This window comes from Paenibacillus sp. FSL H7-0735 (assembly GCF_038008505.1).
Lineage (GTDB): Bacteria > Bacillota > Bacilli > Paenibacillales > Paenibacillaceae > Paenibacillus_AQ > Paenibacillus_AQ odorifer.
The window spans coordinates 4,159,550-4,173,297 of the sequence record NZ_JBBOZH010000001.1 but is presented as its reverse complement, the minus strand read 5'-3'; the positions used below and the strand labels follow the sequence as shown (position 1 = coordinate 4,173,297).

The 13,748-nt window shown below is 44.3% G+C and carries 12 protein-coding genes; 6 read left to right on the top strand and 6 right to left on the bottom strand.

Translation table 11 applies throughout. The features are described from left to right. Nucleotides 1-107: 107 nt before the first annotated feature. Nucleotides 108-1,451, bottom strand: coding sequence for an amino acid permease (locus tag NSS82_RS18940; RefSeq protein WP_036688050.1), 1,344 nt, complete (start codon nucleotides 1,449-1,451; stop codon nucleotides 108-110). A gap of 322 nt (nucleotides 1,452-1,773) precedes the next feature. On the opposite strand from NSS82_RS18940, the gene NSS82_RS18935 reads away from it, so the two are divergent. Together NSS82_RS18935 and NSS82_RS18930 are read left to right on the top strand one after the other, a co-directional pair. Beyond that, complete coding sequence (locus NSS82_RS18935; RefSeq protein WP_076273309.1) at nucleotides 1,774-2,784, top strand: 2-oxoacid:acceptor oxidoreductase family protein; 1,011 nt, start codon at nucleotides 1,774-1,776, stop codon at nucleotides 2,782-2,784. Nucleotides 2,785-2,809: 25 nt separating this feature from the next. Beyond that, the gene (locus tag NSS82_RS18930) at nucleotides 2,810-5,116 is read left to right on the top strand and encodes a thiamine pyrophosphate-dependent enzyme (RefSeq protein ID WP_076273308.1); all 2,307 of its coding nucleotides are present in this window, start codon (nucleotides 2,810-2,812) and stop codon (nucleotides 5,114-5,116) included. Between the two features lie 304 nt (nucleotides 5,117-5,420). On the opposite strand, the gene NSS82_RS18925 is transcribed toward NSS82_RS18930, so the two are convergent. The 5 genes from NSS82_RS18925 to NSS82_RS18905 form a co-directional block, all read right to left on the bottom strand. Continuing rightward, nucleotides 5,421-6,239 carry an ABC transporter permease gene (locus tag NSS82_RS18925; protein WP_076103969.1) on the bottom strand — a complete coding sequence of 273 codons (819 nt, stop codon included), beginning with the start codon at nucleotides 6,237-6,239 and terminating at the stop codon, nucleotides 5,421-5,423. Continuing rightward, nucleotides 6,236-7,246, bottom strand: coding sequence for an ABC transporter ATP-binding protein (locus tag NSS82_RS18920; protein WP_038574550.1), 1,011 nt, complete (start codon nucleotides 7,244-7,246; stop codon nucleotides 6,236-6,238). Before NSS82_RS18920 ends, NSS82_RS18925 begins: the two co-directional genes overlap by 4 nt. Nucleotides 7,247-7,276: 30 nt before the next feature. Next, on the bottom strand, nucleotides 7,277-8,074 hold the full coding sequence (locus tag NSS82_RS18915; protein ID WP_036688041.1) for an ABC transporter permease: 798 nt from the start codon (nucleotides 8,072-8,074) through the stop codon (nucleotides 7,277-7,279). A 24-nt stretch (nucleotides 8,075-8,098) separates the two neighbouring features. Next, nucleotides 8,099-9,136, bottom strand: a complete 1,038-nt coding sequence (locus NSS82_RS18910) for an ArsR/SmtB family transcription factor (RefSeq protein WP_080742514.1) — start codon at nucleotides 9,134-9,136, stop codon at nucleotides 8,099-8,101. Nucleotides 9,137-9,637: 501 nt separating this feature from the next. Continuing rightward, nucleotides 9,638-10,156, bottom strand: coding sequence for a MogA/MoaB family molybdenum cofactor biosynthesis protein (locus tag NSS82_RS18905; protein WP_036688034.1), 519 nt, complete (start codon nucleotides 10,154-10,156; stop codon nucleotides 9,638-9,640). 165 nt (nucleotides 10,157-10,321) lie between these two features. Here NSS82_RS18905 and NSS82_RS18900 point away from each other — a divergent pair, with 165 nt between their 5' ends. From NSS82_RS18900 to NSS82_RS18885, 4 genes are all read left to right on the top strand, one after another. Further along, entirely contained in the window at nucleotides 10,322-11,341 is a 1,020-nt protein-coding gene (locus NSS82_RS18900; protein ID WP_038571630.1) for a CobW family GTP-binding protein, read from the top strand. Nucleotides 11,342-11,433: 92 nt separating this feature from the next. Next, nucleotides 11,434-11,781, top strand: a complete 348-nt coding sequence (locus tag NSS82_RS18895; RefSeq protein WP_036688030.1) for a four-helix bundle copper-binding protein — start codon at nucleotides 11,434-11,436, stop codon at nucleotides 11,779-11,781. A 252-nt stretch (nucleotides 11,782-12,033) separates the two neighbouring features. Then, on the top strand, nucleotides 12,034-12,978 hold the full coding sequence (locus NSS82_RS18890) for an ATP-binding cassette domain-containing protein (protein WP_076273307.1): 945 nt from the start codon (nucleotides 12,034-12,036) through the stop codon (nucleotides 12,976-12,978). Between the two features lie 16 nt (nucleotides 12,979-12,994). Then, nucleotides 12,995-13,708, top strand: coding sequence for a hypothetical protein (locus NSS82_RS18885; protein WP_076273306.1), 714 nt, complete (start codon nucleotides 12,995-12,997; stop codon nucleotides 13,706-13,708). The last annotated feature ends 40 nt before the right edge of the window (nucleotides 13,709-13,748 follow it).

The following is a 13,748-nucleotide window of genomic DNA, read 5'->3' as shown; positions in this document are numbered from 1 at the left end:
GCGAGTAGGCGAATCAACGATCCCATAAGAAAAGGTGTATCCCCATTCTACGCGATCGCGTAGAACAATGGATACACCTTTTTACATGTCAATGCGAGCAATTTAGTTTAGTTCTTCTTCCGGAATTTCGCGAATGACCAGATGGTAAGCATCAGCAGGAAGCCAAGACATGTGCCTATGCTGATCCGGTTCTGAGTGTCGAAAAGGAAGGAAATCGTAATAACCGACAAACAGATAAGTGTCAAAATCGTTATATAAGGAAAGCCCCAGACTTTAAAGCTTGGCTCTTTAGGATAGGTTTTCCGCAGCTTCAGCTGTGATAGACAGATGCTGATCCATACCAAGCTTACTACGAAGCCGGGAACAGCCATCAGCAGCCGGAAAAGTCCATCCTGTGCGAAGTACGCTAACATAGAACCAACAAAAAGAACTATAGCGCAAAGTTTAAGACTGTTGATCGGCACACCTTTTGCTGAGGTCTTTGCTAAGCTACGTGGAGCTTCACCCTGTGAAGCCAAAGAGTGCAACATCCGTGTGGCGCCATAGATACCGGAGTTAGCAGCAGAGAGCACAGCTGTAATCAGTATGAAGTTCATAACATGGTCAGCACCCTTAAGTCCTGTAGCTGCTAAAACCTGCACAAAGGGGCTGGTATGCTCGTTAAGCTGATTCCAAGGAATTAACCCACAGATGATCAGAATTGGAATCGTATAGAACAGAATAACGCGCAAAATGAAGCTTTTGACAACTCTAGGCAACACTTTTTCTGCATCTTGAGTTTCTGTTAAAGTTAGTCCAATCAGCTCAGATCCGCCATATGAGAACATGACGACCAGAAGGGCAGAGAAGATAGGTGTCCAGCCTTGTGGGAATAATCCGCCATAATCCGTAAAATTACTTAAATAGGGTGTCCCTTCAGACATAGGCAATAGCCCAAACAATAATGCAGCTCCCAGAATAATAAAGATGATAATCATAGCTATTTTGATTCCTGCTAACCAAAACTCCGTCTCTCCATAACCGCTTACACTCATCATATTGATGCCAATAATTAAAGCACCACTTGCTAGACTCAGTAGCCATAACGGAACATCCGGTAACCAGTATTGCAAGAAGCTTCCTGCCGCCAGCACTTCGATCACGCAGACAGTCAACCACATGAAGCAATATAGCCAACCCACGATAAAGGAGAGCCGTTCTCCAAAAGCCTCGCGAATGAATTCCTTCATATTTTTGTTCGGGTATACCGTGGCCATTTCGGCAATTGCACCCATAACGACTAGTAGCAGCAAGCCTGCCAATACATAGGAGAGAACAACCCCTGGTCCAGCAATGCTTATCGTCTCAGAGCTTCCTTTGAAAATCCCCGTACCGATTACGCCGCCCATCGCCATAAAGCTGATATGCCGTGGAAGCAATTTTTTCTGTAATGATGCTTCGTTTGACTTCACATTTAATGCCTCCTAAGTAGGTTCAAAAAATTACACCAAGAATCAGTTTATCCTGAAATGGACTAGTTGAAAAGTATAAATGATACACATTTGCAGAAATAGAGGTGATTTTTCATCGGTGTGTGATATTTATCATGAACAATGTGATGAATTTAACATCTTAATTTTTAATTTTATTGCTAAATGAAAGTAGATAAATAAGCTTAGGCAACACTTGGAAAATGCAAGATTTGTCACTTCGCGTCTTGCGAAATCAAGTTACAATCGTTGAAAAAGTCAAAAGGATATTATACTAGATGACATTCTGAAAGGGGCTATGTCGGTGGTACAGTTACCAAAAGTGAACGAGCTCGGATTTTTTGAGATTCGTCTGGAGTCAATTGGAGGGTTGGGTGCGAACCTGGCTGGTAAAATGCTTGCGGAAGCAGGCGTTGTCGGTGCTGGAATGAATGGGGTCAGCTTTTCGTCATATGGTTCGGAGAAGAAGGGATCAGCGGTAAAAGCGCATATCCGGTTTTGTGATTTGAACACACCTATTCGTGACACGTCTCCGGTTGAGCGCCCGCATGTTGTTGGGGTATTTCACGAAGCACTAGCAAAGACAGTTAACGTAATTAGCGGAATTTATGAACATAGCACAGTATTGGTAAACTCAGCAAAATCGCCGGAGGAATTGAAATCCTCCCTGAATATGATGGGAGGAACTATTGCAGTCGTTGATGCTACAACTATCGCCTTAGATGAGAAAAACCGCGTTAATATGGCGATGCTGGGCGCGTTGTTCCGGATGTGTGATTTCTTGGACCCTGAAATTATGAAAGGCGTTATAGAGAAATCACTAGGCAAAAAGTATCCACAGGCAGTACAGTCAGCGCTGACTACTTTCGACCGTGGATTTAATGAAGTTAAGTTTATGCATTTTCCACTGCCTGCGGGCGTGACAATGCCTGAATTCGTGCGGTCTGATATTTCCGCATTGGGTTATGAAACACAGCCTATCGGCGGTACCATTACGAATCCTGGGAGCAGCTTTTTAAAGAACTTGAGCATTTCTCGCTCCGGTTTGCTGCCTCATTTTAAGCAGGAGGATTGTATTCATTGTGCGCAGTGCGATACGGTGTGTCCTGATCTGTGTTTTGTTTGGGATGAGCAGCCTGATAAGAAGGGGCGTCCACAAATGTTCCTGCAAGGTATTGATTACCAATACTGTAAAGGCTGTTTAAAATGTGTAGAAGCTTGTCCTACAACTGCCTTGTCAGGCGAACGTGAGGAAGAAGGCTACGCAGAGAGTCATACGGTCCGGCATATTTTTGATCTCGTTACTGAGGCCTAATTAACGGAGGAAAGGTGGAATACACGTGGCTATAGATTATGAAAAAGAAATAGGCTCTGCTAAAGTAGAGCAGAAATTCCTATATGAATCCGGCAATGAAATGGCAGCTTACGCTGCTCATCAGATTAATTATCATGTAATGGGGTATTTTCCGATTTCTCCATCGACAGAAGTAGCGCAATTTCTTGATACGATGAAAGCGAACGGCCAGCATGATATTATGCTGATTCCGTCAGATGGCGAGCATAGCTCTGCTGGAATCTGTTATGGCGCTTCAACGGCTGGCGGACGTGTATTTAATGCTACCAGTGCCCAAGGTTATATGTTCATGCTTGAGCAATTGCCTGTACAAGCTGGTACGCGTATGCCTATGGTTATGAATCTAATCTGCCGTTCGATCTCTGGACCGCTGAATATTCACGGGGATCATTCTGATTTGTATTTTGCCCTGAATACAGGTTGGCCAATTTTAATGTGCCGGGATCCACAATCTGTTTATGATATGAACCTAATGGCATTGAAGCTTGCTGAACATGCTAAAGTTCGTCTTCCGGTAATGGTGGCTTCAGATGGATATTTCACTTCCCACCAGAAGCGCCGCGTACAGGCCTTTACTCATCGGGAGGATGTTCATAAATTTGTTGGAGCACAACCTCCAACAGGTTTCACCGATACTTTAGACCGCAATAATCCGGTAACCGTTGGCCCTTATATGAACGAACCTGACTATATTAACAACCGTTATCAACAGTCCGTAGCTATGTACAATGCGGGTGAAGTTTTTGAAGAAATCGCGAAGGAATTTGCTGAGTTAACCGGACGTTATTATCCAATGATCGAGGAATATCGGATGGAAGATGCTGAAGTAGCCGTATTCTTGATGAATTCTGCCTCTGAGATTATTAAGGATGTTGTAGATCAGCTTCGTTTGCAAGGAATCAAAGCCGGTGCAATCTCGCCGAATATGATCCGTCCTTTCCCGCAGAAGCAAATTGCTGAAGCGCTGAAAAACGTTAAAGCAATCACCGTTGGTGACCGCGCAGATTCTGTTGGCGGACACGGTGGTAACATGGTCAATGAAATTAAGGCAGCCCTGTTCACATATGGCAACACTACGACTAAAGTAATAAGCCGTATTTACGGTTTGGGTGGTAAGGACTTCTACGCAGAAGATGGTCATGCATTTTTCCAATTAGCAATTGATGCTGTTGCTGCAGATCGAGTAGACATACCATTTGATTATTACGGCCACAATCCGGGTACACCAGATAAAGCTCCACAACGTCTTCTGAAGCCAATGGACTTTGACTCACTGAAGACAGGCTTGATCACTGTGAAACAGGATGAAGCAACGGGCAAATTAAGCGTACGGATTCCGCCGCTACGCAGCTTGACGAAGAAACCTAAACGGCTCTCCCCAGGGCATGGTGCGTGTCCGGGTTGTGGGATTTTCTCAGGACTGGAGACTTTCTTCAAAGGGATTGAAGGGGATATCGTCGCACTTTATCATACAGGCTGTGCCATGGTAACGACTACGGGGTACCCGTATTCGTCCCATAAATCAACGTTTATCCATAATCTTTTCCAAAATGGAGCGGCTACCTTGTCCGGTGTCGTAGAGATGTTCTGGGAACGCAAACGTCGCGGTGAGCTGGATGGACTAGGGCTTAAAGAGGACTTTACGTTTGTTATGGTAACCGGAGATGGCGGCATGGACATCGGGATGGGACCGGCAATTGGAGCTGCACTGCGTGGTCACAAAATGATTATTGTAGAGTACGATAACGAGGGTTACATGAATACTGGAGCACAGCAGTCCTATTCGACACCACTGGGTCATCGTACTTCAACCTCCAGTATCGGCAAGCAGCAGCAAGGTAAAGTGACTCAGCATAAAGATACAGCACAAATTATGGCGGCTACTAACATTCCTTATGTCTTCACGGGTTCGGAGGCTTATCCGCAGGATCTGGTGAAAAAAGCGGCAAAAGCACAGTGGTACGCACAAAACGAAGGTTTGGTGTATGGTAAAATCCTGATCGCATGTCCGCTAAACTGGATGTCTGATGATAAGGAAGGCACTAACATCGTTTCATTAGCTGTTGAGTCTTGCTTCTTCCCGTTATATGAAGTAGAGCATGGTTCTACGAATATCACATATAATCCTGAAGACAAGGGCAAACGTGTCGAGCTCTCAGCATGGCTGAAGACAATGGGTAAAACTCGTCACTTGTTGAAACCTGAGAATGAGCCAGCTTTGCACAGCTTCGAAGAAGAAGTTGAGCGCCGTTGGAATCGTCTCAAGGCAAAACACGAACATCCTGACTTATAAGATGTGTTTATCTCCAGCATATAAAATATGAAAAAACCCGGCAGATTTGTCTGCCGGGTTTTTTGTGGTTAGGGAGCATTTGCGCGTAAGAAACAGTTTTCGGACACCACTGACCTTAAACACAGTCTTCTTTCCCATTTGGAATTCTAACGGACTGCATAGCAGTTATCGGCCCTAAAAACTCCCAATATGAACCCTTTTTGAAGGAATAGTGTCACTGGAGTCCGCGAAACTTCTGAAAAAGCTAAGAACCGGCAAATAACGTCATTTAGGTCCTATGTGTTAAAGACTTGGTCATTTACAATTAGAATAAAGTCCAATTCCCTTTTACTCTTGCATGTTGTTCTGCCCTAACCAGAAGATAGCGGGTACAAATGACAAGACAAGAACTACCTACGATTAAAGCGCCGAGAGCCCACCACCAGCTAATCCCGATATTATCGTATAACGCCCCGCGCACGAGAACCAGACTATATGTGAGTGGAAACAGAAGGGATAGGCCCGTTGCCCATGCTGGGAATACCGCTGGTGGAATACGAACCCCACCAAACAGCTCCATTGGTGCTTGAAAGATGTAATAGAGTAGCCCTGAATCCCTTGAGAATAGAGATATCGCACACAGCAAAGCTCCCCATATAACCGCTGATATCATGATAAGTACTAATACAGGCAATAAGGCGCCCCAGTTAACAGTCGTTGCATCCGCAAGAAAAATGAAAGTCAGGATGGAGAAACAAGCGAACATCCATATTCCGTGAAATAGTGAATATATGGAACGTCCATACAGGAAGGCCATTTTTGACGCTGGGGTTAGGAACACTACCTCAAGTGTGCCCCCTTTGCGTTCTTGTTCGAATAACCATGCGGCTTGCACAACCGTCCAGTATAACTGAAAGACGAGATATCCGCTCAGCAGAAAAAGGGGAATCCGTCCATCTGGTATAACTTTTGAGAGTGCTGATCCTGCTCCTGTTCTAAAGGGCTGCATAGTAAAGTAGGTGGTTAAAAAGGTGAGCGCCGGCCAGAGTAGAAGTGAAAAAAACACTGCGCGTCCCTTAACTCTATTTCGATGCTGCTTAGTGATCTCCGCGCTAAGGGTAAACCATAAGCTATGTAAGTTCATGATACCCTTCCTTCCGAAAGGAGGATAATCGCATCCTCCAAATTAGGTTTTTCGGATGCGAAGCTTTTAATGCTAAGCCCATGCTCCGTAGTCCATGGCAGCAGCTCTGTAATGATCCTATCAGCCGAAGGTGTCTTTACAGAAATGCGCTGCAGTCCATCATTTCGAAGTTCAAGTTTTTCTGTTGCGCAGACACCCATTAATTCCGCAGGCTGAGTATATGTTCGTAGATGCTCTAGTAGCTTGGGACGAAGTGATTCATGCCAGCCTGTAACCTCTAAATGAGCAGTTTGCGAGCCTGCAACCTGATGGACAATCCGCTCAGGTTTGTCACAGAGCAGAAGCTCGCCTCGATTCAGTACATAAACCCGGTCACAGAGTTCTTCGACCTCCTGCAAATAATGGCTGGTCAGAAGGATACCCTTTCCACTGTCCAGTGCAAGCTTTCTTATCGTACCGCGAAGCTGCCTGGCAATGGGGGCATCAAGGCCAAGTGTGGGCTCATCTAGAAATAAGTATTGTGGATCGTTGATAAGTCCGCGGGCGATTTGCAGTCGTTGCTTCATCCCTTTAGAATATTGCTCAACGGGTTGGTCAGCAGCTTGGGTCAAACCTACTTCCTCCAGAAGACGTTCTGCTTCTCTAGCGATTTGAGGGCTGTTCATTCCATAGAGTTTACCGAAGTATTGAAGATTCTCTCTACCAGTGAGTCGCCAGTACAACATTCGTTCTCCTCCGGCGATCATATTTACTTTTTGCTGAATGGCCTGTCGATTCTTGTGCAGTGACATTCCATCGACTTCAATACTGCCTGAGGTTGGCTCTAGGAGAGTAGAGAGCATACGGATTGTAGTGGTTTTTCCAGCGCCATTTAGACCGAGAAGACCTACGATTTCCCCCGCAGCGATATCTAAAGATAGTGATTTCACTGCAGTCACTGATCTTTTTTCCGAACGGAACCAGCCCAGTCTGTGTTTGCTTTCGTAAATTTTAGTAACTTCATGCATGTTTATCAATGGTTTTCACCCTCCAAGGTTTTAGAAACGTTCGAACAACCCGCGCTCTATGCGCCGATTTGTCCATTGACCAACCGTTATGTATACAACACTAAGTAGTATGATAGGCAATGCATCAATTAATCGTATTGATTCTCCAGTTAGCAGCGTGCCTCGTAGCAGTTGTAGCGCATAGGTCAATGGGAAAATCTCACCTATAGCCTGCAAGTAGTCAGGCAAGTATTGCCTTGGAAACTGAAATCCACATAGTAGAGCAGTTATCGTAAATAGAGTATTTTGAACAATGAAGGTGTCCCTTGTATAAAGCATAATGCTTCCTAGCACCAGCGCCATCGCATAACATGATAGTAAAAACAGCAAAATTCCCACGAGGAGAGATATAAAGTGAACAGAGGGGAGCCGAAGTCCTGCCAAAAGGCCAAAGAAGAGAACCACCAGCAATTCCGCCCCGCTTCGATACAACTGCTGGACTGCGTTTCCTAGAAAATAACCGCTCCGGCTTGAAGGGGAGAGCAACAGTGCCTCAAGTGTACCTTCTCTCCATTCGGTAATAAGTGCCCTGGATACATTCATCATCATACTGACGGAAAATATACTGAGCATACCTCCAATAATTACATAGGTCAGATAGTCATCACTGCCACTATAGATAGCGAATTTTGAATCTATATCCCCATTGATTAGATACACATAAGAAAAATAAGAGATGATGACTAGATAAACTCCATCAATAATGTGCCCGAATGTAAAGGTCCAGGGAAAGGCTCTAAGATTAGATTTTTGGTTTCTTTTTAGAGTTGCGATAGCGATATGCCACAACTGTACTCACACCTTTCATTAACCTTATTGTTCAAGGTACTGCCTTTGCAGAACGAGAAGATTATCAAAGACTTCTTTGTTCACTGAATAAAATAAATAATTCCCTTTTCGCTGTGATTGGGTAAATCCTGCTTCACTTAGTTGTTTTAGCTGTTTAGAGACCGCAGCTTCAGAAATACCCAATATTGGCGCAAGCTGCTTGGTACAATGTGGATTTTTCCACAGTAGTTTCAGAATTCGCATCCGCGTATCATCACTTAAAGCTTTGAGTTGGCGCAACAGGTCACTCGGCGGTCCTTCACTAAAGGCAAGACCGGGAACATCCACCGTGAGTGGTAAAAATAAAGTATCTTCGTACCAGCCAACAAGCAGATGCGGAAATATGAAAGTAGAAGGAAAAACGTACACTTGTCCAAGCTGTTCATAAGAAAAGTAATACGTTACTGCCTTTTGAACTGTTAGAGTCCCGTTCTCTGCGAGGAGGCGTGGGTGGAGCGTATTTAGTGCCTTTTCCGGGGATCGACTGGCTAAGTCTTGAAACTGAGCGGCTGAGATGTTCATAAATGGTTCAATATAGTCCCATTCCTGCCCGAAATAATCATGTTCGTATGTAATTAATGTTGAGATTAACAGCTTGCGAACACTAGCCAGATTGTTTATCAGGTACTTCACGTTTCCACTCAACTTCATCAGCGAACGCTTGCTTTCAGATTCATTCAGCCATTCGACTAGGGTACTTAGTGCAATTTCTTGATTCATAAATAGATACACTAGCTCTGCATCCGGAAGTTTTTTGAGTAGGGTGATTCCTTGATTGCAAGAAATAGGGACACCCATACGGTCCGGTAAATCTAGCAGAGCGATCCAACGGTCTGACAACTGCCCAAGTGTGTGGATGTTCTCCTGTAGAGCAAGAGGCATCCTTTTCTTGAGCTCCAGAGCCCATTGTAATCTTGTTGGATGGTGTTCTGGTTGATGGAAGACATGCAGACTGCATAATAACTCATGAAAAGGACTGACGACCGTTTTGATCTTTCGATTTAAAGTTTGGAGTGAGCTCATCTCTTTCCTTTCCGATTAACTGTTTGGTTAATCAAAAACCACTTTCGCGTAAAGTGTTCAAAATTATAGGGGGAATGGTCAAGTTTGTCAAATCTTTTATACAGAAAAAAGCGAGAGCACATCCCCATGCGATGGACATGGATGTTTCTCTCACTTATAGGATTCTTTTGATAGAGTTATGAAGTAGAGTTATCTTCTGCCTCTAGGCATCATGGAGTTATCGCACATGATATCTTTAACAGAATAGGTGTAGCAATGACGAGGAACTGGGACACAGTGATGGCGTCTAACGATTTCTACCGGGTGAATAACATTCACAACTTGAGGGTGGTAGTAATCTTGATAAACCACCTTAGGTGGGTCAGTGACAGTTTGGGCCGGGCATTTTGGACATCCTTCTGACATTTCCTTCAGCTCCTTTGTGTGTGAACTTACCGTATTATACGCACAGAACAAAGGCATGCTTGGTTATTTGTCTAGTTTATAAAAAAATGGGTGGGATTATTGTTTGTATATCTCTCGCATTACATGACGAAGCTCCGGGATAATGAGCCGTTCCATAGCCAATTTAACGGCTCCAGTGGAGCCAGGCATAGAAAAAACAGCTGTGTTGCCAATCGTACCTGCAATTGCCCGGCTAAGGATTGCCGCCGAACCAATGTCCTCTGTGTAGCTTAACATTCGAAAAATCTCACCGAAGCCCGGTAGCGTTTTATCAAGCAAGGATGAAACTGCTTCGTAGGTGGTATCACGGGGAGAGATTCCTGTTCCACCTGTCAGCAACACGGCCTCAACTTCAGTGTGATCAGCGTTTTTATAGAGTAGTTCACGAATGTCCTGATAGTTGTCTTTGATAATGGTATGACCAATAACTTCATACCCGGCAGCCTCGAGCATGGATTTGATTAATGCTCCACCGGTATCTGTTTCAGTAGTTCTGGTGTCTGAGACGGTAATGATGTAGCAGGAAACGGATTGTGGTGCTTCCTTCCGATGTTCTTCAACGGATGACAATGAGATCAGCTCCTAAATTAGAGATGTTCTCATGATAGGGTATGGGGAAGGCAAAGACAAGTTTTGTTATCAATCGCTATTCTTTTGAGGTTATAGGTGTGCCGCTTGCGTGCTTTGGCATCATGTAGTAAACTCGCTACCATACCCGTAATTTGCAAGGAGCGATGAATCATGGAACAGGTTGTACCTGTGTATATATTGTCAGGATTTCTGGGAAGCGGCAAAACTACCCTGCTGCAGCGCCTGCTGGAACATTGGAAAGATCAGGGCTTGCGCCCGGCAGTAGTGATGAATGAGCTGGGTGAAGTGAACCTGGATGGGCTGCTGGTTGAGCAAACCGTTCCTATGGCAGAGCTGCTCGGCGGCTGTATCTGTTGTTCTATCCGAGGGGATCTTAGCACAGAGCTAACTACTCTTATCAAGAAGGAATCACCTGATGTGGTTGTTATTGAGGCCACAGGTGCGGCGAACCCGTTGGAAATTGTAGATGGTGTAACCGAAACTTCACTGTATCAAAAAGTCGAGCTAAAAAGCTTGATCACCGTCGTTGACGCCGCGCATCTGCTCGAATTGTACCGTGCGCAGCAGGGGGCAACCTATCGACTGATGCAGGAGCAAATTCGCTGCGCATCTGTTTTGATTCTGAATAAAACTGACCGTGTCTCAGCAGATGAAGCGGAAGAGATCACAACTGTTCTGCGAAAATGGAATTCTTATGCACCGATTATGCCAGCGGAGCGTTGTGAGATCGACACAGAGGAGCTCCTGCGTAGTGCAGGTGGAGTTCTTACGGATACACAGCTTGAAGAGAGCGACAGCGAAAGCCAAGTGCATGAGGAAGCTCAACTACCTTTAGGAGGCACCCATGCTTCTCATGATCACGTGATGGCATACACACATTACTTCAAACGACCTGTCAACAGCGAGACCTTTGAACAGTTCGTCAAGGAGCTTCCGCGGGATGTTTATAGGGCTAAAGGCATTGTGACCTTTAATGACACCTCCAGTCGTTTTCTTTTTCAATATGCTTACCGTGAAGCTGATTTTATGAAAATCACACCTCAAGGCGAAGTCCCAGACGTAGCTGTATTTATCGGGGAACACTTCTCATCCAGTGAGTTACGCACGAAGCTGCTGGAGATGGAAGGACGTATTTTAGTTCGGCCTGGCACGATCAAAAGAAGCCTGTAATCCGTTCTGCTTCAGAAGAAGCTGTGGTTCATTCCTAATCTTGTAGGTTAATAGTAAGGCATACCCATTAAAAATGCAGGAGGTTGAAGGCTATGACCCGAATTCAATATCAGGAGTGCATTGACGCTTGTCTCGAAAGTATGAATGCCTGTAACTACAGCTATGTCTCAAGCCTAAAAGAATATGATCTTGCATCACTTCGTGAGAGCATGCGACTCGATCGTGAATGTGCGGATATTTGTTCTTATGCCATTCAAGCAATGACTCGTCAAAGTCCGTTTGTATCTGGAATTCTAAAACTATGTGCGGAGATTTGTGAAGCATGCGCAGATGAGAGCAGCAAGCATATACATAATCACTGCCAAGAATGTATTAATGCCTGCCGTAAAGCTGCAGAGGCATGCCGTTTGATTAGCGATGCTGTTGAGGTATATGCGTAAGATCGTATAGCTTAACTCTCATATATGAACTAATAGCCAGACTGTTGCTGTAGAAATATAGCAATAGTCTGGTTTTTTATATCCAGGTCTGTTTGATTAATGCTACTGGTAGAAAAAAAGGGGAGGAATACTGGATAGAAAGGAAGTTTTAGAAAGGGCTGCTATGGCAGTTCTTTCATTTTTTTGATTCCTAGAAGAGGAAATTCGTAGGGAACCGGAGAATTAACAGTAGATATGAAGGGAGAATGTTAAGTGGCGAACTTAGTAGATCGTAACTTTGCCAGCGGTAGTATAGATGTTGCTATTCCCCTGATAGAATTAGAACAGATCAGTAAACAGTATGGACGCCGACCCGTATTGGAAGATGTATCGTTTACTATTGAAAAGGGGACTGCAACTGCTCTGATCGGACGGAACGGATCCGGCAAAAGTACGCTGTTGTCAATCTTAGCTGGACTGGTCCATATTTCCTCTGGAAAGCTGAGTTGTAAGGATTCAAATCTGAGAATTGGTTATGCACCTGAGATGTTTCCAGGGTTGAAGCTGACCCCAGAACAGTACTTGCGAAGTATGGGACAGATTAGCGGCCTTGCGCCAGTCCTGATCGAGCAGGAGCTAACAACGTTATTTCAACTTTTTAAGCTGGAGCACTTTCGCAAGCAGTCGATGCTAAATTTCTCCAAAGGAATGCTGCAAAAAATTAATTTGATTCAAAGCTTGCTGGGAAGTCCCTCGTTGCTGCTTCTTGATGAGCCTATGTCGGGCCTTGATCTCCCCTCAATGAATAAGTTAGCTGAGCTTCTTATTGGTTTGAGAAATAAGGGTACTGCTATAGTCTTCTCTGTACATGAACCCCAATGGATTGAATTGCTTGCGGATCAGGTTCATGTGATACATGAAGGGAAAATTGTAAAGTCAATTCAGGGGTCAGAGAAGCTGAACTTTAAACCCTCTACATACATACTATTGTCTAATCTGTCGATTCAGAAACTGCAGCAATTGAAGGAAATGGCAGGTTTTATTGCAATAAATACGTTTAAGGATAGTTGTAACATAGCACGTACAGCGTTGACAGTAACAAGTTCAGTATCAGATGCTTTTTTGCGGGTTATCTTGGAGTCGGGTGGTTCAATACAATCGGTAGAACCTCGCGGAGGATCGCATGACTTAGAAAAATGGATGAATCCTAGGAGTTGAACCAAGGGGGGCTAACGTGTATCCGTTTATCGTTTACATGCTGCGAAGTTATACTCGATCTCAGCGTTATTTCGGCCCGTTAGCGGGGATTGTGATTGCAGTCTTGATATTGTATTCTTATAAGCCCAATCCAGTTATGAATAGCTATGCCGCTACAGCAGTAATGCTCTTTATAAGCTGCGCTTGGATGAGTCTTAGTTTTTTGAATCATGAGCACGCTGTTCATCGGCAGATTGCAGTTGTTCACATGCGAAGTGCGGCAAAACATAGTGCAGGTAGTATCTTAACGCTTTGTTTTCTAACGTTGCTGATAGATCTATTGATTGTCCTTTATCCTTGGGTAACAGGTCATTTCGCAGAATCACCTGGGGCATATCGGTTAATTCTAGCGCTTATAGGACATGGATTGTTGGGTATGCTTGGTGTGGCTATTGCCCTATTCTTTCAATCTTCTTGGATTCAAAAAGGCAGTCACGCAACAGGTATGTTATTAGCTATCGTTGTATTATCACTGGGTGGAGCACAAATCAGCGAAAGTTTGCCTGGTATATTTCATTTTTTGATCTGGTTGTTGCCGCCAGTAACTCCTGTAATGGAGGCCATGATGAAAGCTGATACATTGTCATTAGCGGAGTTGTTAGGTTCATTTGCACAAGCATTAGTATATATAACACTGCTTATCGGTTTTTATTTGTACAGATCAAGACAGAGGGATTACAACAAAACATAACTTGTATAGATAAAAGGAACAAGGATACAGAAGTGGGGGA

What these genes read in the sequence shown, in the direction of transcription:
- NSS82_RS18920 (WP_038574550.1), bottom strand. Translation starts at nt 7,246, where the DNA reads ATGCATGAAGTTACTAAAATTTACGAAAGCAAACACAGACTGGGCTGG.
- NSS82_RS18895 (WP_036688030.1), top strand. Translation starts at nt 11,434, where the DNA reads ATGACCCGAATTCAATATCAGGAGTGCATTGACGCTTGTCTCGAAAGT.
- NSS82_RS18910 (WP_080742514.1), bottom strand. Translation starts at nt 9,136, where the DNA reads ATGAGCTCACTCCAAACTTTAAATCGAAAGATCAAAACGGTCGTCAGT.
- NSS82_RS18925 (WP_076103969.1), bottom strand. Translation starts at nt 6,239, where the DNA reads ATGAACTTACATAGCTTATGGTTTACCCTTAGCGCGGAGATCACTAAG.
- NSS82_RS18900 (WP_038571630.1), top strand. Translation starts at nt 10,322, where the DNA reads ATGGAACAGGTTGTACCTGTGTATATATTGTCAGGATTTCTGGGAAGC.